We start from the raw sequence: 20,222 nt of genomic DNA on the forward strand, positions 1-20,222 counted from the left end.
TCTGCAATTTAGTCCGACTTGGGCTTGTTGCCTGAGTCAGACTTGCTTGAGCTGCTCCCGGAGGATCCGGAATCCGACTTGGATTCCCCTTTGCGCTTATAGTCAGTGATGTAGAACCCGGTCCCTTTGAAGATCAGTCCGATTCCGCCGGAAATGAGTCGCTGGGTCTTTTTGCCACATTTTGGGCAGAGTTCGACCGGTTCTTCAGACATTGCCTGAAATTCTTCGAATTCATGACCACAGCTCGGACACCGGTATTGGTAAGTCGGCATACTCTTCGATTCTCCATAAGGACGCCCGTCTCTCCGGGCAATAGGCTGCAAGTATCGGAGATATTGAACCGCGAAACAAGGGGAAAAGTTCTTCGCCTCGGCCATCAAAGGGCGTTCAGAGCCCCAGTTTTACTGCGAGTCCGCAACTCAGGACGACCAAGCCGGCCATTGCGTGGGAGAACTGTTCGAGCCGTTGCATCGGCAGAAACTTAATACCGCGTTGTAAGAGGAGTACCATGCCGAGCATCGTGCTGATAGTTGTAATAGTGAACACTACGGTGACCAGCCATAATCCGGCGGTGCTTTCGTTGGCGGCGGGGTACATCAGAATCGGGATCAATGGTTCACAGGGGCCAAGGACAAATACTGTGAAAAGGACCCAGGGGGTGATATTGGCGCGCCTGCCTGCCCTGTCATGTGAATGAAAATGCGAATGGGGATGGGCGTGAAGAGTGCCGTCCTCGTGGGTGTGGCGATGTTTGCGAACGCCTGGCGAATACCCCAGACCATGTAGACCAATCCGAAAGCGATTAGTGCCCACCCGGCCAGATCACCGCGAAATGACTCGGCCGATTCCAGGCTAGTAACCGCGATACCCAGACCGATCCCGATAAACCCGAGTACCACGCTACTCAGCACATGGCCGAGTCCGCAGAGTACTGTTATCAGGCTGGTTTTCCAGGTAGACCAATTGCGAGCATGCGACATCGCAAGAAAGGGGAGATAGTGATCCGGTCCCAACAATGTATGGATGAAACCCATAGAAGCGGCGGCAATCAGAAGTGCTGTCATTTCGGACGTCATGGTGCCCTGCCAGAAGTTGTCTTTCTACCCCAATATGCGTGAAAGGCACGAGCGGTCAAGGAGGAATAGTGGATAATCGTGGCTATGTACTGCGTCAATGAAGGAGTGCGGTATTCTGCGAAAGAAATCCGGTTTGGAGGGGATTCTTCCGCAGGAATTGCTCCCTGAATGTCCGCCAAATCAGGTCTTAGTTTTGGATTGGGCAGCCAACATCTCGCGAGAACGGAGGAGGGCGTCATCGTATGTCGGCAACACGTTCTCTTTTCCGATCTGGTCCAACAGGCCAGAATCCTCCATCGCTTTCATCACGGCGGGCTGGGCGCCGGACATAAGAAAGATCGTGCCGGCTTTTTTGAATGAGTGGAAGACATCTTCGATCGTACGAACGCCAGTAGCATCAATGACGGGCACCTGCCGCATCCTGACAATGATCGCTTTGGGTGGCTTGCCAACTACCGTCAGTGATTCCTTAAACTTGTAGGCGGCGCCGAAAAACATCGGACCATTGATCTCAAACACCCGGACTCCATCAGGGATCGGCGAGAGAGAAAAATTGGAGACATCATCGAGGCCGTTGGCGTCATCCCAACTTTCCGATATAGCGGTGACATTGCTGGAATAGGACATGGAGCGCAGGAATGCAATGGAGGCGATCACCAGTCCGACCTGGAGGGCGATGGTCAGGTCGAGCAGGACTGTGAGAGCGAAGGTGCTGAGCAACACGGCCGCGTCGCTCTTGCTACCGCGTAATTGCGCGAGGAAAGTCCGCCACTCGGACATGTTGTAAGCCACGACAATCATAATTCCGGCCAGCGCTGCCATCGGAATCAAACCCGCCCACTTTCCGAAAGCGAGCATAATTATCAACAGGACAACGGCATGGACAATTCCGGCAACCGGAGTTCGTCCACCGTTTTTCACATTGGTTGCTGTACGTGCAATCGCACCGGTGGCAGGAATTCCCCCGAAGATCGGCGAAGCGATATTGGCCACTCCCTGGGCGACCAGTTCCATATTCGAACGATGTTTCCCTGAGATCATTCCATCAGCAACGACAGCGGCAAGCAATGCTTCGATTCCGGCCAGCATGGCGATCGTGATGCCCGGCTGAATCAGATTTTTGATGGTGCTCCAGTTCACATCGGGTAGCGAAGGAGTGGGGAGGCTGTGGGGAATCTCACCGAATCGGGCGAAGATGGTCTCAAGCGGGAGATTCAGCAGCGGGACAGCCGCAGTTGCTGCGACCAGGGCCACAAAGGGACTGGGGATGATTGTCGTGATCCTCGGCCAGAAAACGATAACGATGATCACGCCAAGACCGAGCGCCAGGTTCGCCAGTTGTGCATCTCCAATGTGGGTCAGAATGATGATCCACTTCTCGATGAAATCCGCTGGAAGGTCCTTGATTCCAAGGCCGAGCAGATCGTTCATTTGAGAGGAGAAGATGATCACCGCAATTCCCGTGGTGAAACCAACGATCACCGGGTGCGGAATGAACTTGATGACCGAGCCGAATTTGAGCAGACCCATGGCGATCAGGATCACGCCGGCGATGAGGGTGGCGGCCATCAGGCCATCGACACCATACTGCTGGACGATCCCGTATATGATCACGACAAAGGCGCCGGTCGGACCGCCGATCTGGACGCGACTCCCGCCAAGTGCGGAAATGATGAATCCGGCGACGATGGCGGTAAAAAGCCCTTTTTCCGGAGAGACACCTGAAGCGATGGCGAAGGCGATCGCGAGCGGGAGGGCTACGATGGCTACAATCGTACCCGCCGCAGCATCGGCGCCAAACTGGCGGATCGTGTAACCCTTGATGGTATCGAGTAATTTCGGTCTAAGCATGGTCTGTTATCGACTCCTAAGCAGGCGAAAGTAGACCGTCATAAACCCGATGTCAAGAATTGAGCGAATTTTGTAGAGACCGGCAATTATTCGTCCAAAAAAATCGCAGAGATCATCTTGCCGCAATAGACTTTTCTGTCTATGCTATTAGATAAAGATGATTATCTGACAAGGACTATAGACGATGAAGCGTTCGCTTGGCCCCAAAACGCTGGTTTATCCGACTCCGGCATGGGTGATCGGAAGTTACGACCAACACGGAAAACCGAATATCATGACAGTCGCCTGGGGAGGGATCTGTAACTCCAAGCCGCCGCAGGTGACGATTTCGCTCCGCAAGGCGACCTACACGTACGGCTGCATCATGGAACGTAAGGCGTACACGATCAATCATCTTCCGGAGACATTGGTTGCTGCTGTTGACTATTGCGGGATGGCCTCGGGACGGTCAGGCGATAAATTTGCTGAGACCGGTTTGACGCCGATCGGCTCCGAATTAGTTGATGCTCCATATATCGAGCAGGCAAATCTTGTATTGGAGTGCAACCTAAATCAGGCGATCGAGATTGGGCTGCACACCATGTTTATTGGGGATATTGTTGATGTTAAGGCGGATGAGGCAATCCTTGATGTTGCAGGTAACCCAGACCCGCTGAAATTGCTTCCGATTATCTATGCTACCGGAGTTTCGCGATATTACGGGATCGGCAAAGAGATCGGGAAGGGGTATTCGGTCGGGAAAGCGGTCAAGAAGAGCGACGACCCGACATATTGATCTTTTCCGCCGCAATTTTCATCGTGGCATGAGGGCGGCCTCACACAGTATATTTGCAGAGACGGGGATGGAGTCCCCCTTAAACCGCTCTAATTGAGCTGATGACTCCTGCCAATCGAACATCGAACTTGCAGGAGTTTATTGGATGATGAAAGTGTTGATGATCGCCGCCGCCGGTCTGGTGGGGACTTTGGCACGGTACGGACTTGGGGGGCTGGTCCAGAAACAGGTAGATTCGCTTTTCCCACTGGGAACAGTTGTTGTGAATGTTCTTGGGTGTCTGCTGTTCGGCATCCTCTGGTCTTGGGCCGAAAATCGCATCACGGTCGATGCGACGATCCGCGCCGCCATTTTCATCGGATTTTTCGGCGCATTCACCACATTCTCGAGTTTTGCCTATGAGACAGTTGCACTGATGCGTGAATCGCAATGGTTCGCCGCAGGAGCCAATATTCTCCTCCAGAACCTGCTGGGAATGGCGGGACTTTTCGGAGGGTTGATTGTCGGCCGAAAACTGTTCTAATGGAGGGTCGTATGCAGTTACCAGAGCAATCCGAACTACTCCGCATTTTTGTCGGCGAATCAGATCGCTGGCAGGGGAAACCGCTCTATGAGGCGATTGTCCTCGAAGCGCGCGCTGCTGGGCTGGCCGGGGCAACCGTGAGCCGCGGGCTAATGGGCTACGGTGCGCACAGCCGTATCCACACCACCAAAGTTCTACGGCTGTCGGAAGACCTTCCGATCATTATCGAGATCGCGGACCGGGCAGACCGGATAGAATCATTTCTGCCGAAACTCGATTCGATGATTGTTGAAGGGTTAGTGACGGTGGAGAAGGTGCGGGTTCCTCGGGGAGTAAGCTACCGCACAAGAAGAGGTGGGGCGGGGGTAAAGCGCGGCGGGGCATAAGACATATCGATACTGTGATATGCGGAGTCCTCTGTGGGCCACCCCAAAAGAGGGCTAATTAAGTCTATGTCCCAAACAAAACGAGTTACCGCTCGCTCTTTTTGCGTCCCAGGATCCCGCCGGTCAGGAAGAGGCCGGCTCCCAGCACAAATCCGAAATTGTACCAGTTCCCGTTGTTGTGAACCTCGTAGACGTTGATGCTGTCCATGAAGAGCGACAGGACGAAGGTGATGGGGGAGATCATCCCATGCCAGATGCCGATCAGGAATCCGGCTGTCTTGCCATTGCCTGAGGGGATGTCCTCGACCGTGTTCGGTCCGGGGGTACAGGCGGCAAGGAGAGTCAGTGCGAGTAAAACGATGAAGCCAATCTTGAGATATTGCATGGTTGATACCCTTTGCTGCAAAGGTGATGGGGAAAAGATAGCAGGTTGGAGGGGAGAGGCAAGCGGAAAGAGGCATGGCTTTCGGGTCTCGTCTTCGCTCGACCCGACGGGGCGGAGGTACAATAGGGAGTTCGTAGCCTATCGTGGGCCACAGATCTTTGCGGTGACCTTGCTCGTCTCAATGTTGACCTGGATTTGACAACCGCAGTCTGCGCAGACGAAGAGAGTGTCCGGTGAGACGTACATGTCATAGTCGTAGTTAACTGCCAGGATGGGCGCTCGAAACAAGTAAGTGCGATTTCACTTCTGTGAGATCTTGTTCTCTTTCGCCCAAACCTGATCAGCGGCTGTGACCGCAGACGTCCACGCAGGGTCCATATCTGAGGTGAACTCTCCAACGTACAGATATCCCTTTGAGTCACTTTCGCCATTGACGCAGCATGAAAGCCAACTGCATCCGAGGCTGCACCACAAAGTGACGAGCAAGAGAGATAATGCGAAAAGGAAGCGAACCATACGGTCCTCGCAAGAAACTCGTCTAATGCATGAAGGCAGGAGCTCGCGCTCCTGCCTTCTATCTCGAAACAGTAGTTTACCGCGTTTTCACGAATTCCTTCTTCACCGGGCCGGCGGCGATCACCTCAGGTGTGCAGCCATCACGGAACTTCTTGAAGTTCTCGATGAACAACGCCGCCAACTGCAAATACCTCTCCTGGTAGGCGTTCGGGTCATCCCAAGTCTCGATCGGTTTCAGTACCTTGTCCGGAACATTCTCACAATGCATCGGGACCTGGAAACCAAAGACCGGATCAGTGTAGAATTCGGCGTTGTCGAGTTTCCCATCCAGCGCCGCGTTCAAGAGCGCGCGGGTGTGGTGGATCGACATACGCTTGCCGATACCGTACACTCCGCCGGTCCAGCCGGTATTGACCAGCCAGCACTGAGCGCCATACTTGAGCATCTTGCGGCGAAGCAGATCGGCATAAAAGAACGGATGATGCACCATAAACGGCGCGCCAAAGCAGGCCGAGAAGGTGATCTCCGGTTCTTTGCCGAGATCAATTTCTGTCCCCGACACCTTGGCGGTGTAGCCGGAGATGAAGTGGTACATCGCCTGTTCCGGCGTCAACCGAGCGAGCGGGGGCATCACGCCCGAAGCATCGCAGGTCAACATCAGAACGTTTTTCGGATGTCCGGCCATCTTCTCCGGAACGGAATTGGTAATAAACGAAAGCGGGTATGCGGCGCGGGTGTTTTCGGTCCGCTCCATATCATCCAGATCGAGCATGCGCGTGACCGGATCATAAATGACGTTTTCAAGAACTGTCCCGAATTTCCGCGTGCAAGCAAAGATCTCCGGCTCGGCAGTCGGGGAGAGGTTGATCACCTTGGCGTAACAACCGTTTTCGAAATTGAAGACGCCTTCATCGGACCAGCCATGTTCATCGTCACCGACCAGGAATCGATTCGGGTCAGCCGAGAGCGTGGTCTTGCCGGTGCCGGAGAGACCAAAGAAAAGGGCGACATCGCCAGTCTTGCCGACATTGGCCGAGCAGTGCATTGTCATCAGTCCCTGCAACGGGAGCAGATAATTAAGCAGCGTGAAAACCGCTTTCTTGATCTCGCCGCCGTAGCCTGAGCCACCGATGATGCAGAGCTTCTGATCAAAGTTGAGCATGATAAAGGTCGGCGTGTTGGTGCCATCGATCTCAGGGAGTCCCTGGAACGATGGGACAGAGATAACGGTGAACCCAGGAATGAATTTCCGCAGTTCGTCGTTGCTGGTCGCCTGGATCAGCATATTCTTGACAAAGAGCGAGTGCCAGGCCAATTCAGTGATAATACGGACCGGGAGGCGATAGTTCGGGTCGGCGCCGCCGTAGCAGTCCTGCACAAAGAGGTCGCGCCCTTGCAGAAAGCCCTGCAAGCGCTGGTAGACCATATTGAACTTATCTTCGGCAATCGGGCGATTGTACTGCCCCCACCAGATATGTTCTTCGGTGGTGACTTCGCGGACGATGAATTTATCGTTCGCAGCGCGAGCGGTATGTTTGCCGGTGTCGACGATCAGCGGACCATGAAGGGATATCCTGCCTTCGGAGCGGAAGATCGATTCTTCATACAATGCTTCGACCGGGAGATTCCAGTAGACATTGCGGATATTGCGCAGGCCGTGATTATCCAGGCCGTAGTCGGGTTTGAGCGACGACGCCTGTTTTTGCGCAGGGGTCTTTATGTCCAGAATATAGTGGTTCATTTCCAGTCTCTCCTCAATTTGCGGTCGCCAATGTAGATTTCATTGGGGGATTCCGGATCGAGTGCCCACTTGATACGGGCGACCCCTTCCATAATTTCTTTGATCGTTCCGCAGTAGCTCAGGCGCAAGTGACCCTCGACGCCGAATTCTTTGCCGGGAACTGTCACCACCAACGCCTTCTCCAGCAGGAACTGGGACAGCTTCACCGAGTCCTGACTGTAGGCGCGGAAATCCGGAAGGCAATAGAAGGTGCCGTCCGGCTCGTTGATGCGGATGCCGGTGAAAGCGCGAAGTTCGTTCATCATGACATTCTTGTTATTCTGAAGTGTCTGGCGCAGTGATTCGATCGAGCTTTGCACTCCGTTGAGTGCACCGGCCGCCGCCGCCTGTAGTAAGACTGCCGGGCAGGACATGTTCTGCGCCTGGACGTTGATCATCGCCGCAGTTATCTTCTTGTTGGCGACTGTCCATCCAATGCGGAATCCGGTCATGGCGTACGCTTTGGAGACGCCATTTAGGATGATCAGCTTGGAAGATTCGCTGTCATCCTTGGCGTACTTGTATGCCGAGACCCAGGGAGTCTTGCCAAACGTCAGGCGATGATAGATATCATCCATGATCAGGTAGATACCCTTTTTCTCGCAGAACTCGACTACCTGCTGGATGAATTCGGGAGGATATACAACGCCTGACGGGTTGTTCGGGCTGTTGATCACGATCGCTTTGGTGTATGAGCCAACCACTTCTTCGATATCATCAAACTCCACCTGGAAGGTGTGGTCTTTCGGTTTGACAATCACCGGCTTGCCGTAGACCATCTTGACGATCTCAGGATAGCTGACCCAATACGGGGCGAGAATGACCACTTCATCCTGCGGATTGACCAGCGTCATCATCAGGTTGTAAAAGGAGTGCTTGGCGCCATTGGAGACGATGATATTGTCCGTACTGACCAGTTTGCCATACTGGTCTTCGGTGTAGTGGACGATCGCCTTCAATAGCTGCGAGATTCCCTCGGTTGGGGTATAGCGAATATCCGCAGTATTCAATTTCGAAGCGCAGGCGATGATGGCATCAAGCGGCACCTTGCTTTTCGGTTCGCCGGCGCCGAGGTGGATGACCGCCTCGCCTTTGTCACGCAGTTTGGCCGCCGCTTCATTCAGTTTGAGCGTCGGCGACTCGTGAATTTCTTTGGCCAGTTGACTGATACTCATATTTGTTACCCTCTCATCAGAGTAGCTATAGCCGAAACATCAACGATATCATCGACCGAACAGCCACGGGAGAGATCATTGGCGGGCTTGTCCAGCCCCTGAATGATCGGCCCGGTGGCGGTTGCGCCAGCCAGACGTTGTGTCAACTTGTATCCGATATTCCCCGAATCGAGGTCCGGGAAGATCAGGCAGTTGGCATCGCCGGCAATAGCGGAACCGGGGGCCTTTGATTTCGCAACTTCAGGAATGATTGCCGCGTCGAGCTGGAATTCACCATCGGCCTTGAGATTCGGATAATCGCGCTTAAGGATGGCAAGGGCGGCGAGCACTTTGTCGACATCTTCATGCTTGGCTGAGCCTTTGGTCGAGAAAGAAAGCATCGCGACACGCGGTTCTTCACCTACCAGATTGCGCATCGTCTCGGCAGTCGAGACGGCGATAGAGGCAAGCTGCTCGGCAGTCGGATTCGGAACGACGGCGCAGTCGCCAAACATGAAGACCTTATTTTCGACATTGCGGAATTTCGGGACGGTCATAATGAACGAGCTGGAAACAGTGGTGATCCCGGGCTTGAGGCCAACGCAGTGGATTGCTGCGCGGAGGACATCGCCGGTGGTATTGACTGAGCCGGCTACCGAAGCATCTGCCAGATCATGACGAACCAGCATGGCGCCATAGTACAGGGGAGTGGTCATCGCCTTTTTGGCGTCATCTTCGGTCATTTTCCCTTTGCGGATCGCGACCAGCTCCTTGACGAATTCGGCGTACATTTTGCCAGTGGCCGGGTTGATTACTTCGACCCCGTCTAGACTGACTGAATTCTCTTTCGCCAATTTTTCGATTGTCTTTTCATCGCCGAGCAGGGTGACTTTGCAGATTCCCTGTTCAATGATCTTCTTGGTGGCAAGGATGACTCTTGGTTCGGTTCCTTCAGGAAGGACCACGCGACGCCCTTTGGCTTTCGCTTTTTCCTTTATCTGTGCAACTACGCTCATCTTATTCTCCCGCCGCCCGGATGCGGCTAGATTATTACGAGATTACTTGGTCTTTCAAATCTGGGTCGGACAGATAGGCGGCAATAAACGGATCGATCCCGCCATCCATCACTTCCTGTATATTGGAGGTCTCGTGCATGGTCCGATGGTCTTTCACCATATTGTAGGGGTGGAAGACATAGGACCGGATCTGAGAACCCCATTCGATCTTCTTTTTGGATTTTTCGAATTTCTCCATCTTCTTGGCTTCTTCTTCGCGCTTCAGTTGATAGAGTCGCGCGCGGAGGACCATGAAGGCGGCTTCTTTGTTTTTGTGCTGGCTTCGCTCAGTCTGACAGGTCACCACGATCCCGGATGGATTGTGGGTGATGCGAATCGCCGAAGAGGTCTTGTTGACATGCTGACCACCGGCCCCTGAAGAACGGTAGGTGTCAATACGAATGTCTTCATCCTTGATCTCGATATCGACAGCATCCTCGATAACCGGATAGACGTGGACAGATACAAACGAAGTGTGGCGGCGGGCATTGGCATCAAAGGGGGAGATGCGGACGAGGCGATGGACGCCGGATTCCGCTTTCAGGAAACCGTAGACATACTCACCCTTGATCTCCAACGTGACCGACTTGATGCCGGCTTCTTCGCCCGGTTGATAGTCGATCAGCTCGGAAGTGTAGCCTTTTCGCTCAACCCAGCGACCATACATGCGGAAGAGCATCTCGGCCCAGTCCTGGGATTCGGTGCCGCCGGCGCCAGGATGAATGGTGAGAATCGCGTCGCGGTGGTCATCCGGACCGGAGAGGAGGGTCTTGAACTCAAAAGCATCGATCTCTTCGACCAACTTGGTGATGGACTGCTCAAAGTCGAGCGCATCGGAGGAACCTTCCTCCACCATCTCGCCGATCTCTTTGAGGTCGTTGAGTTCGGAGATCAACTTATTATGGGAATCCAGCCACCGCTTGTGCATGGAGACCTCTTTGAGGACCCCCTGGGCGGTCTGGTTATCGTTCCAGAAGTTTGGTTGAGTGGTTTTCTCTTCTAGTTCGATGATCCGCTTTTGGCGGGCATCAAGGTCAAAGATACCTCGCAAGCTTATCCAGGCGGGACTTCAAATCAGGCAATTTCGTCTTAAACTCGGCAATCATACTATTTCAACACCCTTCCACTTTGAGAAAGAAAGCACAAATATAGCCAGTTTTATGGCTGCCGTCAAACAGATTTGCCAAGTTTTCCACCGTCAAGATACCCCAATGTAGGGCGTAAAATGATACGGGATAATACAGTTTAGAGTTGACAGGGTTAGTCCACGTCGTATTTTCGCCGGATGGCGATTCGCATTGATACTATTGTGGTTGGCCCGTTTGAAGTGAACTGCTACATCGTGTGGGATGAGGCAAGCAAGGACGGGCTGATTGTCGATCCCGGCGCCGATGCCGACGACATTTTTCGGGGGGTACAGCGTTCCGGAGCTCATCCGCGTGCAATTCTGCTGACGCACGGTCACGGGGACCATATTGCCGCCGTGGATGCGGTCAAGTCTAAGTACAATATCCCTTTATACTGCGGCGAAGGGGAAGAGAAGATGCTGGCGGATGCTTCACTCAATATGTCATCCGCGCTCGGCAACCCGATCGTCACACGCCCTCCCGATGTCAAACTGAAAGACGAAGAACATGTGGTTATCGGCTCGCTCCAGTTTCTGGTACTGTCGACCCCCGGTCACACAGAGGCTGGCGTCTGCTATCTGCATGAGCGCGAGGGGATTTTGATATGCGGAGACACATTGTTTGCCGGTTCGGTCGGGCGCACAGATCTACCCGGAGGATCGATGGATAAACTCATCCAATCGATTCGGACAAAAATCCTGACACTTCCTGACCAGGTTATTTGTTATCCAGGTCATGGCCCACGCACCACTGTCGGGGCGGAGCGAAACAGCAACCCATTCTTGAACGGAGAGATCTACGTCTGATGAACCGAATCCAGCCACTGCATATTGACGGGCTTTCGGACTTTCACGTCCATTGCGATTATTCGATCGACGCTTCCGGCACGATCGAGGAATATTGCGAGGCCGCACTCGAGCGCGGGCTGGCGGAGATCTGCTTTACCACACATTATGATTCCAATCCCCGCTCGGATGGTTTTGCAAACTATATCCGGATCGGGGGAGAGAAGAAACCGGCTACACCCGAAAATCTTGCGCCCTATGTGAATGATGTTATGGCCGCGCAGGAGAAGTTTTATCCGCTGGGATTGTCGGTGAAACTGGGACTGGAATTCGGCTGGTACCCCCATTGCGAAGAGAAGGTAACTCGGATCAAGGAGTGGTATGATTTCGATCATTTGATGGCGGGGGTCCATGAGATAAAGGATATCTGTTTCTGCGCCGCCTCAACTTATGAACAGTGTTTCGCCAATCTTTCGATGGAAGAGGCGGTGGCGGATTACTTCAAGCAGGTGTGTGACGCTGCCCGTTCGGGGCTGTTTAACACGGTGGCGCACCTTGATTATTACCGCAAGTACGGCGAGCAGGTGTATGGCCCGGCGATTCATCGTGCCCATTTGCCGCATATGGATGCGGTCTTTGCCGCGCTGACTGAAGGGAGGACCGCGATTGAGATCAACACTGCCGCGCGGCGCAAAGGGCTGGACAGCTACTTTCCTTCAATGGAATTGATCAACAGCGCCAAGCGGGCAGGAGTAGAGATCACGACGCTCGGCTCGGATGCCCATGCTCCCACACAGGTCGGATATGATTTCGAAACCGCCGCACATCTGATCCCACAGCAGATCGGTGGCTGCGACGAGTAAAGAGGATCCGGGCCGGATGTCTCGCGCGCATCGTCTCACTCGATCATTCTTTGATAGACCAACGCTGGATATCTGTCGAGATATTCTGGGCAAGTATCTCGTCTATCGAACTCCTTCAGGCCGGATGGTTGGTCGCATAGTTGAGGTTGAGGCGTATCGAGGAGAGGATGATCCTGCGTGTCATGCCGCCCCCGGACAGACCGGGCGCTCTATCTATCTGTACGCCAAGCCGGGTATCGCCTACATTTATCTCATCTATGGCTACTACTTCTGCTTAAATTTCGTCACGGAGAAGGAAGGCTTTCCTGCGGCAGTGCTGATCCGGGCGGTCGAGCCGATCGAGGGGATCGAGCTGATGCGAGAGCGCACACCGGGGAGACTCTCGGACGACAAGTTGGCATCGGGTCCGGGGCGACTTTGCAGAGCTTTCGGGCTGACACTAAAGCAAAATGGATGGGATGTGGCGGATCGGAGCTCAATGTTGTACCTTGAGGACTGGTATGGAGAGGTGGTGGAGCCCGCAGTGTCAGCCAGAGTGGGGATCACCAAGGGTGTGGATAAGCTCTGGCGATTTTATGATCCAGCCTCATCCGCCGTATCCAAAGGAAGATGATCTCGTATAAGGGGAGACACCAATATGGATGAAAGAAACGATACCTGATGTTTGGACAAGATTTTCTACGACTGGCCGCTATCGGGCTTCCGATCCTGCTCCTATCACTTACGGTGCATGAGTACTTCCACGCATGGTCCGCAAAGAAGTTCGGAGATGATACGGCCGAACGAATGGGCAGATTGACATTGAATCCGATCGCGCATATTGACCTGCTGGGGCTGCTGGTCATGGTGGCCTCGCAGTTTCGTTTTGGTTGGGCCAAACCGGTGCCGGTCAATCTGATGAATGTTCGGAATCCGCGACAGGCCGATCTCTGGATCAGTGCCGCGGGCCCTCTCTCGAACTTTGGCCTGGCTATCATTGCCGCGATCTTTTTTCGAGTGCTCGAATTGGGGGTCGCGGGATACGGCGAAGGGGCATCGGCTCTGTCTACCATGATGTGGTATGCGGTGCGCATCAATCTGGGACTAGCGTTCTTTAATTTGATCCCGCTCTTTCCTTTGGATGGCTCACACATTTTACGAAGTCTGCTTCCTCCGCGATACGAGGAGGCTCTGGAGCGATTCGAGTCCGTGGCACCGTTTGTTTTATTAGGCATGGTGATCTTTGGCTTTACATGGGTGATAATTGGACCACCCGTCGTCATTATTAGCAGAGTACTGACAGGAGCATAATACGAAGCCGGTTTTTTCAAATCGAAGCGGCGCGACAGCGGCATCCATACTTCTTCTGGCCGCCATGTTGTTTTCTTGCCATCCTTCTCCGAAACAAGGGGCAGAGACACAGTCTGCCGGTAGTGGTTCGGCGTTTCTCTTCGATGCCGAATTACGCCGCTCCGGAAAACCGACCTCATTCCGCCTTGAGATCTTCCATACCGACACCGTCATGGCACTTTCCGGGCGCGGGTATCTGGGCAAGGGTGCGCTTCGGGGGCGGGTGACCATAGATTCACTCGAGTGCTATTTCCCATCTACTAACGAATTTGTACAGGAACCGATTCTGAACCTGTTACATTCGCTTGAATGTCAGGTCGCTCCCAAAGGGATCAATCTCGTGAGACTGCTGAATCATCTTCCAGATTCAACTGCGGTCGACCCCACTGTGAAGATCGTGGCGAATTTGCAGGATCAGAAGCGGCCCGGGTACATTATCTACATTGAAAACTGTCCATGGCAGATGGAACTTCGTTATCGCGCAGAGTCGATCTCGGAATGGCGGTTGGACGAGTTCTTCTTCTTCGATGGGAAAGAGACTCGACTCAAAGCGACTTGTCGCGAGTACAAGCGTTCGGTCACGCTTAAGCCGGAGCGGTTTCTGGTTCGTATTCCTGACGACGCACAGCGGATAATCCCCTAAACGATATTTACTTACCCCTCATTGACAAACCGCTCTCAATTGGCGATGTTGGTTAATTGAACTATCCTGAAGAGGAGCCGGTGAATCTCTATAAACGCACATTCTCTGTACTGGTACCATACTGGCGGCAACTGACTGTTGCCTCAGTCTCTGCGGCATTGAATGCGCTCCTCTCCGGTCTGCTGATCTGGATGGTCGGGCCGCTCCTCAACACACTATTCAAGGTGGGTGGTTTAACCAATCCATTGTCCAACACTCCGACTGACTCCCCGGCTGACTCCCCGGCACCGGTCGGTGAGATCGCCAAAGGGTTTGATTCTCTCAAAGAGATCATGAAGAGCTGGGTCGACAGCCTGGTGAACGCCGACAGCCAGTCTGAGATGCTGGTGAATTTCTGTATCCTGATCATGGTGGTGGTCATCCTGAAGAATCTTTTCCTGTATCTTCAGGGGTTCTATATGGCATATGTGCAGCAGGCGATTGTGCGTAAGTTTCGCAATGACCTCTTCTCAAAGTACCTTCGACTTTCACTCGACTATTTTCAGGCCCGACGGACCGGGCATATCATGTCTCGAGTCACGAATGACGTCGTGGTGCTCAATGAGTCGATCGATCTCGGCTTTAATCGCCTGGTGACCGATTCCCTTTTCACTATAATGCTGGCCGGGTTCCTGGTGATATTGAGCTGGAAATTGACGCTGCTAGCTATGATCGTGCTGCCGGTCATATTTGGGTTTATCTGGTTTGTCGGGAGGAAACTTCGCAAATATTCCGAGCGGTCTCAGGAGCGAATGGCCGATGTCACCTCTGTGTTGGAAGAGTCGGTGAACAACGCCCGCATTGTCAAAGCCTTTTCGATGGAGAAGTTCGAGCAGGCGAAGTTTTTCGGAGCGACTCAGAACTATTTCAAGGCGCTCCTGCGGATGACACGCATTCGTCACTTGGCGTCGCCGATCAATGATACTTTGGCGACGGTCGCCGGAGTCATCATACTCCTCTACGCAGGTTCGCGCATAGTCGCTGGATCAGGCGAGTTGAGCGCGGCGGACTTCATGACTTATATACTGGCAATGTTTTCCCTGATCAAACCAGTCAAGGATCTGAGCCAGATCCATATTAAGTTGCAGGAAGGGATGGCCGCCGCCGAACGAGTCTTTGAAGTGATCGACACGCAGGAGAAGATCGTCGAACCATCGCACCCGAAGACAGTCGAGTCCTTCAAATCCGCGATTCGGTACGAGCAGGTCGGCTTTAGCTATAATCCGGGTGAGCCGGTACTTCGCGATATCTCCTTTGAAGTGAAGCGGGGAGAGATCGTGGCGGTGGTAGGACCCTCGGGCGCCGGTAAATCTACTCTTTTTGATCTGCTGCCACGCTTTTATGATCCGCTCCAGGGTCGGATAACTATCGACGGAATCGATATCAGAGAGCTGTCGCTCGGTTCGTTGCGAGGGCTGCTCGGGATCGTCACACAAGAGACCTTCCTGTTTAATGATACGATCCACAGCAATATCGCATATGGTATGCAGGGTGTCGCCAAAGAGAAGCTGATCGAAGCGGCCAAAGCCGCCAATGCGCATGACTTCATCATGCAGTTTGAGCATGGCTACGATACGCAAGTGGGGAACCGGGGAGTGATGCTTTCCGGGGGGCAGCGCCAGCGCCTCGCAATCGCACGAGCTTTGCTCAAAGATCCACAGATCCTCATCTTTGATGAGGCGACCTCGTCACTGGATACCGAGTCGGAGATGCTGGTCCAGCAGGCGATCGATCATTTGATGGCCAATCGCACGACGCTGGTGATTGCTCACCGACTGTCTACGATCAAGAACGCTCACCGCATTCTAGTTCTGGAAAACGGCCAGATCGTTGAATCGGGGACTCACGAACAACTGCTGGCGAACGGCCGCTTGTACGCCCGCCTGTATGAAATGCAATTCCGGGGGGATGCATGAACGTGATGTTTCTCGACTCGATCGAGAAAGAGACCTACGGCGGCATGGAGGAATGGGTCAGGCTGGTTGCATCGGGCCTGGTGGCGAAAGGCCATCGCGTGCGAGTTGTGGGACGACCTGGCTCTCGTTTCCTCGACCGGATCGAGCGTGATACGGAGAATGTACAGATCACCGGCCTTGATATCTCGGGTGATTTTCATCCACGCACGATTGGCGCACTCAAGAGTCTTATGGCCGAGGATCAGACTGAGATAGTAGTAACCAATTTCAATAAGGACCTTCGACTTGGCGGACTGGCGGCTAAACTTGACGGCAATCCTCGCGTTGTCTGGTCAGTGGGACTGGATATCACTCGCGATTCGTGGATTCACCGTCTGCTGACGCCCCGCCTCTTTGACGGCGTGCTGGTCCCATCTAATTCGCTGAAATCGCAGATCACCCGGCACGGATATATTGATCCGAACCTGGTAGAGGTGATCCCGATCGGGATTCCGGAAATACTTCCGGCCGCCGATGCGAAAGAGCGGAGTGTGTTCCGCCAGAAGAATGGTATTCCTGGTGATGCGATAGTCGGCGTCACACTCGGGCGGTTTGTCGAACAGAAGGGGCATCGTTACTTGATTGAAGCGTTGGCGACTCTTGCAGCGCGTTATCCGAATCTCTATTTGATCTGGTGCGGCGATGGCCCTCTGCTGACGGAACTCCAAGAAATTGCAGCGAAATTGCAAGTTGAGAAGCAGATCATCTTTGCCGGAATGCTTACGGATATCGTGCCTGCGCTGGAGGCGTCGGATCTAATGGTCCATCCTTCCATTGAAGAGCCGTTCGGCATCGCCGTTCTTGAAGGGATGCGCTCTGGCCTCTCGGTGGTGGCGTCCAATGTTGGAGGTATTCCGGAAGTGCTGGGAGATGCCGGTCTGCTGGTGAAGGCGGGGGATCCCGAAGCGTTCGCGGAGGGGATATCAGGTCTTCTGGAAAGCAAAGAGACGCGATCGCAGCTAGGCGCCAGAGCTCGTCAGCGATTTGTTGAGCAGTTTTCATTGGAGGCTATGCTCGGTCGAATTGAGGGGTATTTTCAGGCGATGCTTCAGGCGGAGAGACGGCATGGATGAGCTGAAGCCGATTGAGCATAAGATCAAAGCCGCCGCATTCGCACTGGCTCGCCCGCTGTTGAAGCGGCCGCACCGGGAGTTTCAGCCCCTGGACGGCACCAAGTTGTCGCGCGTGCTTTTTCTGCGCCCGGAAAAGATCGGTGATATGGTCATCTCGTTTCCCGTCTTTGATGGCCTCATGTCGAGGTTTCCGAATATCAAGATCTCGATCCTGGCATCGCCGCGAAATCAGTCGATCATCAAAGGCGACCCTCGCTTTGAGCATATATACCTGTACCGGAAGAATCTCTGGCAGGATATTGGCGAGGTTCGAGCGATCCGTAGAATGCGCTTTGATTGTGTTGTTGATATGATCTGCGATGATTCGGTGACCGCGCTCTTTCTTTCGCAATTGTGTGCTCCAGGGAAACCACGGATAGGGGTGGGGAAGGTCAAGTACCGCGAGTTCTATGACTTCAATTATGACCATAGGATGGGGAATACCGGTCACATAATTGACAATACTCTGAAACTACTCGAGGCGTTCGCCATCGACAGTAGCACTGTTTCAGGCTATGCAGCACCGTATATCGAGAAGAGTACTCACCAGCGTATGGCGGAATTTGCCGCCACCGTGCGTGGGGACAGTCGGGATCTGTTGGTGGGATACAATCTATCTGCGGGTTCGCCGACTCGAATTTGGGCGGCGGAAAAATCGGAATCATTGGTCAGGCGGCTGCTCGATTCACAATCAGACCTCAAGGTCATTCTCTTTACCACTCCGGATGAGCGTGAGCGCGGTGATGCATTAGCCGCGCGATTCGATTCTCGGGTCTATCAAGTACCGCCTAGGATGAGTCTGCAGGAAGCTTCCGCGTTGATCTCACAGCTTGATCTTCTGGTGACGCCGGATACATCGCTCGCGCATATCGCCCGGGCCTTCAGAGTACCAGTGGTTGGGTTGTACAGCCGGTTCATGAAGAACTTCCTCCTCTGGAAACCGTTTGGTCAGGAGGTCGGCGCGGTGGTGTCGGGGAATGATGACAATATACACGATATCACTGTAGATCAGGTGTATGAGGCGTTTACGCAAGTCATGTCCAGTCGTAAGGTGGCGACCAGATGAGCCGACTTTCGGTTATCATGATCACGCTCAATGAAGAGGCGAATCTTGCCCGGGCATTGAGTTCTGTCAATTGGGCAGATGAGATAGTCGTTGTGGACAGCGGCTCAACTGATCGAACAGTGGAAATTGCTCAGTCATTCAAGGCCAAGGTATTTCAGTCAGCTTGGGAGGGATTCGGACGAGCCAAGCAATCTGCGGCAGATCATGCCACGGGAGAGTGGCTACTGTCTCTGGATGCGGACGAAGAGATCTCACCGGCGCTGGCGATCGAAATCAAACAGGTGATATCAAGCGCTGACAGTTATCCCGGTTATAGTTTGCCGCGAAAGACGATGTTTCTAGGGCGGTGGATTCTCCATTGCGGTTGGTACCCGGACCATGTGTTACGCCTTTTCAAGAGATCCGCCGGAAGATTTGACACCGCACTGGTCCATGAGCGGGTCTTGTTGCAGGGTGACGAGGGACGGCTAACCGGAGAGATACTTCATTATAGCTATCCCAATCTCGAACTTTATTTGGAGAAGCTAAATCGCTACACCACATTGGGGGCCGAGGAAAGTTGGCGCGAAGGAAAACGGGCCAACTGGTTTCATGTTGTCGTTAAGCCGCCAATTGCTTTCTTTAAGCACTATATCTCCAAGCGGGGATTTCTGGATGGGCTCGAAGGGTTTATCCTTTGCGCGCTGTCGGCGATGTCGGTGATGGTGAAGTATGCCAAATTGCGGCATATGGGGCGAAAGAAGGAAATTGAATGAATAAAGAGATTGAAATTCAGCCGGGCGAAAAGATACTGATCAGCCGATCGGACAAGTTGGGTGATCTGGTGCTTGCGCTCCCTTTCATTGAGACAATGAAAGAACGCTATCCGGAATGTCAGATAGACGTCATGGCCTCGCTGTATGCTTCGCCGATCCTGGAAAACAACCCGCGCATCGATAAGATCGTCCGAGTACAGAATGACCAGTTGATCTCCAACAAGCTGTACAAGAAGGACCTGCTGCATCGTCTGCGCCTGAACAAATATTCCGTGGTTGTCGCCCTATATCCGGAGCGTCATGTCTGCAGCCTGTTTTACAAAGCGGGGATACCACACCGGATCGGTACCGCCGGACGCTTCCATTCGGTCTATTTCAACCATCTGTTGCTGCACAGCCGCAAGGCGAACAAAAAGCACGAATATGAATACAATCTCGACTTCCTCCGTTTCTTTCGAAACGGTCCCACGCTCTCGACTCCAATGGTCTATCCAAAGGAAAAGGAGTTCAAGAACGCTCGGAGAATCCTGAAGAATGCCGGAATCGATAAACCGTTTGTGGTGCTGCATCCCGGGTCAGGAGGATCGGCTGAAAACTGGCCGATGGAGAAATTCCTTGAGCTGTATGCCGCTCTCAAAAAGACCAGTATTCAGGTAGTCATCTCCGGCTCCGATAAAGAAGGGGAGATGATAGACGAACTGGCATTTCGGAAATCGGTCGAGGTACGCAAGATAACCGGCGAAACCGACCTGAGGACGTTGGCGGCGGTGCTTTCGCTTGCGTCGGCTGTGGTAGCGAATTCTACCGGCCCACTTCACCTTGCGGTCGCGGTCGGCACCAAGGTTGTTGGGCTCTATCCGGCACGTGAAGTAATGTCGCCGTTGCGTTGGGGACCGCTCGGAAAAGGACACCAGGTGATCGTCCCGCCCACCAGTTGCAGTTGTCCTCCCAAACTCTGTCGCTGCATGGAGACTATATCGGTGGCGCAGGCGGTCGAAAAGGTTAAGACAGTCTTCAAGGCGAGACAACATCAGGTGGCCTGACCAG

20 protein-coding genes are annotated in these 20,222 nt (G+C 53.5%); 13 read left to right on the forward strand and 7 right to left on the reverse strand.

Translation table 11 applies throughout. The annotated features are described in order from the left end of the window. Positions 1–8 precede the first annotated feature (8 nt). Positions 9–272, reverse strand: a complete 264-nt coding sequence (locus tag IPH75_04160; GenBank protein MBK7141257.1) for a zinc ribbon domain-containing protein — start codon at positions 270–272, stop codon at positions 9–11. A gap of 984 nt (positions 273–1,256) precedes the next feature. Continuing rightward, a complete protein-coding gene (locus IPH75_04165) occupies positions 1,257–2,927 on the reverse strand; it encodes an STAS domain-containing protein (GenBank protein MBK7141258.1) in 1,671 nt (556 codons plus the stop codon). A 184-nt stretch (positions 2,928–3,111) separates the two neighbouring features. Between IPH75_04165 and IPH75_04170 the strand changes: the two genes are divergently transcribed. The 3 genes from IPH75_04170 to IPH75_04180 all read left to right on the forward strand — a co-directional run bounded on the left by IPH75_04170 (position 3,112) and on the right by IPH75_04180 (position 4,611). Further along, the gene (locus IPH75_04170; protein ID MBK7141259.1) at positions 3,112–3,702 is read left to right on the forward strand and encodes a flavin reductase family protein; all 591 of its coding nucleotides are present in this window, start codon (positions 3,112–3,114) and stop codon (positions 3,700–3,702) included. A gap of 145 nt (positions 3,703–3,847) precedes the next feature. Next, the gene (gene crcB / locus IPH75_04175) at positions 3,848–4,225 is read left to right on the forward strand and encodes a fluoride efflux transporter CrcB (protein ID MBK7141260.1); all 378 of its coding nucleotides are present in this window, start codon (positions 3,848–3,850) and stop codon (positions 4,223–4,225) included. An 11-nt stretch (positions 4,226–4,236) separates the two neighbouring features. Beyond that, a complete protein-coding gene (locus tag IPH75_04180; GenBank protein ID MBK7141261.1) occupies positions 4,237–4,611 on the forward strand; it encodes a DUF190 domain-containing protein in 375 nt (124 codons plus the stop codon). Between the two features lie 85 nt (positions 4,612–4,696). Here the strand turns inward: IPH75_04180 and IPH75_04185 are convergent, their stop codons facing one another. The 5 genes from IPH75_04185 to prfB all read right to left on the reverse strand — a co-directional run bounded on the left by IPH75_04185 (position 4,697) and on the right by prfB (position 10,558). After that, entirely contained in the window at positions 4,697–4,996 is a 300-nt protein-coding gene (locus IPH75_04185; protein ID MBK7141262.1) for a hypothetical protein, read from the reverse strand. A 592-nt stretch (positions 4,997–5,588) separates the two neighbouring features. Then, entirely contained in the window at positions 5,589–7,253 is a 1,665-nt protein-coding gene (pckA, locus tag IPH75_04190; GenBank protein MBK7141263.1) for a phosphoenolpyruvate carboxykinase (ATP), read from the reverse strand. Then, positions 7,250–8,467, reverse strand: coding sequence for an aminotransferase class I/II-fold pyridoxal phosphate-dependent enzyme (locus IPH75_04195; protein MBK7141264.1), 1,218 nt, complete (start codon positions 8,465–8,467; stop codon positions 7,250–7,252). Before IPH75_04195 ends, pckA begins: the two co-directional genes overlap by 4 nt. Positions 8,468–8,472: 5 nt before the next feature. Then, the gene (pta, locus tag IPH75_04200; protein MBK7141265.1) at positions 8,473–9,462 is read right to left on the reverse strand and encodes a phosphate acetyltransferase; all 990 of its coding nucleotides are present in this window, start codon (positions 9,460–9,462) and stop codon (positions 8,473–8,475) included. 34 nt (positions 9,463–9,496) lie between these two features. Next, positions 9,497–10,558, reverse strand: a complete 1,062-nt coding sequence (gene prfB, locus IPH75_04205) for a peptide chain release factor 2 (GenBank protein MBK7141266.1) — start codon at positions 10,556–10,558, stop codon at positions 9,497–9,499. Between the two features lie 228 nt (positions 10,559–10,786). On the opposite strand from prfB, the gene IPH75_04210 reads away from it, so the two are divergent. The 10 genes from IPH75_04210 to IPH75_04255 all read left to right on the forward strand — a co-directional run bounded on the left by IPH75_04210 (position 10,787) and on the right by IPH75_04255 (position 20,218). Continuing rightward, on the forward strand, positions 10,787–11,434 hold the full coding sequence (locus IPH75_04210; protein ID MBK7141267.1) for an MBL fold metallo-hydrolase: 648 nt from the start codon (positions 10,787–10,789) through the stop codon (positions 11,432–11,434). Beyond that, positions 11,434–12,276, forward strand: a complete 843-nt coding sequence (locus IPH75_04215) for a histidinol-phosphatase HisJ family protein (GenBank protein ID MBK7141268.1) — start codon at positions 11,434–11,436, stop codon at positions 12,274–12,276. The genes IPH75_04210 and IPH75_04215 overlap by 1 nt, the downstream gene beginning before the upstream one ends. Before the next feature lie 16 nt (positions 12,277–12,292). Beyond that, a complete protein-coding gene (locus tag IPH75_04220) occupies positions 12,293–12,889 on the forward strand; it encodes a DNA-3-methyladenine glycosylase (protein MBK7141269.1) in 597 nt (198 codons plus the stop codon). Positions 12,890–12,936: 47 nt separating this feature from the next. Then, positions 12,937–13,566, forward strand: coding sequence for a site-2 protease family protein (locus IPH75_04225; protein MBK7141270.1), 630 nt, complete (start codon positions 12,937–12,939; stop codon positions 13,564–13,566). A 64-nt stretch (positions 13,567–13,630) separates the two neighbouring features. After that, positions 13,631–14,248, forward strand: a complete 618-nt coding sequence (locus IPH75_04230) for a hypothetical protein (protein MBK7141271.1) — start codon at positions 13,631–13,633, stop codon at positions 14,246–14,248. Positions 14,249–14,328: 80 nt separating this feature from the next. Further along, positions 14,329–16,203 carry an ABC transporter ATP-binding protein gene (locus tag IPH75_04235; protein ID MBK7141272.1) on the forward strand — a complete coding sequence of 625 codons (1,875 nt, stop codon included), beginning with the start codon at positions 14,329–14,331 and terminating at the stop codon, positions 16,201–16,203. Beyond that, a complete protein-coding gene (locus IPH75_04240; GenBank protein MBK7141273.1) occupies positions 16,200–17,315 on the forward strand; it encodes a glycosyltransferase family 4 protein in 1,116 nt (371 codons plus the stop codon). The genes IPH75_04235 and IPH75_04240 overlap by 4 nt, the downstream gene beginning before the upstream one ends. Next, positions 17,308–18,420 (forward strand): glycosyltransferase family 9 protein, encoded by a 1,113-nt coding sequence (locus IPH75_04245; GenBank protein ID MBK7141274.1) that lies wholly within the window; start codon positions 17,308–17,310, stop codon positions 18,418–18,420. The genes IPH75_04240 and IPH75_04245 overlap by 8 nt, the downstream gene beginning before the upstream one ends. Further along, positions 18,417–19,175 carry a glycosyltransferase family 2 protein gene (locus tag IPH75_04250; GenBank protein ID MBK7141275.1) on the forward strand — a complete coding sequence of 253 codons (759 nt, stop codon included), beginning with the start codon at positions 18,417–18,419 and terminating at the stop codon, positions 19,173–19,175. The genes IPH75_04245 and IPH75_04250 overlap by 4 nt, the downstream gene beginning before the upstream one ends. Then, positions 19,172–20,218: a glycosyltransferase family 9 protein gene (locus tag IPH75_04255; protein ID MBK7141276.1), complete on the forward strand. Its 1,047-nt coding sequence runs from the start codon at positions 19,172–19,174 to the stop codon at positions 20,216–20,218. The genes IPH75_04250 and IPH75_04255 overlap by 4 nt, the downstream gene beginning before the upstream one ends. The last annotated feature ends 4 nt before the right edge of the window (positions 20,219–20,222 follow it).

The sequence above is a fragment of the bacterium genome (genome assembly GCA_016708025.1).
Taxonomy (GTDB): domain Bacteria; phylum Zixibacteria; class MSB-5A5; order GN15; family FEB-12; genus FEB-12.

Bases quoted from the DNA above. Each gene is read 5' to 3' on its own strand.
- IPH75_04160 (MBK7141257.1), bottom strand. From the start codon at position 272: ATGCCGACTTACCAATACCGGTGTCCGAGCTGTGGTCATGAATTCGAA.
- IPH75_04165 (MBK7141258.1), bottom strand. From the start codon at position 2,927: ATGCTTAGACCGAAATTACTCGATACCATCAAGGGTTACACGATCCGC.
- IPH75_04170 (MBK7141259.1), top strand. From the start codon at position 3,112: ATGAAGCGTTCGCTTGGCCCCAAAACGCTGGTTTATCCGACTCCGGCA.
- crcB (MBK7141260.1), top strand. From the start codon at position 3,848: ATGATGAAAGTGTTGATGATCGCCGCCGCCGGTCTGGTGGGGACTTTG.
- IPH75_04180 (MBK7141261.1), top strand. From the start codon at position 4,237: ATGCAGTTACCAGAGCAATCCGAACTACTCCGCATTTTTGTCGGCGAA.
- IPH75_04185 (MBK7141262.1), bottom strand. From the start codon at position 4,996: ATGCAATATCTCAAGATTGGCTTCATCGTTTTACTCGCACTGACTCTC.
- pckA (MBK7141263.1), bottom strand. From the start codon at position 7,253: ATGAACCACTATATTCTGGACATAAAGACCCCTGCGCAAAAACAGGCG.
- IPH75_04195 (MBK7141264.1), bottom strand. From the start codon at position 8,467: ATGAGTATCAGTCAACTGGCCAAAGAAATTCACGAGTCGCCGACGCTC.
- pta (MBK7141265.1), bottom strand. From the start codon at position 9,462: ATGAGCGTAGTTGCACAGATAAAGGAAAAAGCGAAAGCCAAAGGGCGT.
- IPH75_04210 (MBK7141267.1), top strand. From the start codon at position 10,787: ATGGCGATTCGCATTGATACTATTGTGGTTGGCCCGTTTGAAGTGAAC.
- IPH75_04215 (MBK7141268.1), top strand. From the start codon at position 11,434: ATGAACCGAATCCAGCCACTGCATATTGACGGGCTTTCGGACTTTCAC.
- IPH75_04220 (MBK7141269.1), top strand. From the start codon at position 12,293: ATGTCTCGCGCGCATCGTCTCACTCGATCATTCTTTGATAGACCAACG.
- IPH75_04225 (MBK7141270.1), top strand. From the start codon at position 12,937: ATGTTTGGACAAGATTTTCTACGACTGGCCGCTATCGGGCTTCCGATC.
- IPH75_04230 (MBK7141271.1), top strand. From the start codon at position 13,631: ATGTTGTTTTCTTGCCATCCTTCTCCGAAACAAGGGGCAGAGACACAG.
- IPH75_04240 (MBK7141273.1), top strand. From the start codon at position 16,200: ATGAACGTGATGTTTCTCGACTCGATCGAGAAAGAGACCTACGGCGGC.
- IPH75_04245 (MBK7141274.1), top strand. From the start codon at position 17,308: ATGGATGAGCTGAAGCCGATTGAGCATAAGATCAAAGCCGCCGCATTC.
- IPH75_04250 (MBK7141275.1), top strand. From the start codon at position 18,417: ATGAGCCGACTTTCGGTTATCATGATCACGCTCAATGAAGAGGCGAAT.
- IPH75_04255 (MBK7141276.1), top strand. From the start codon at position 19,172: ATGAATAAAGAGATTGAAATTCAGCCGGGCGAAAAGATACTGATCAGC.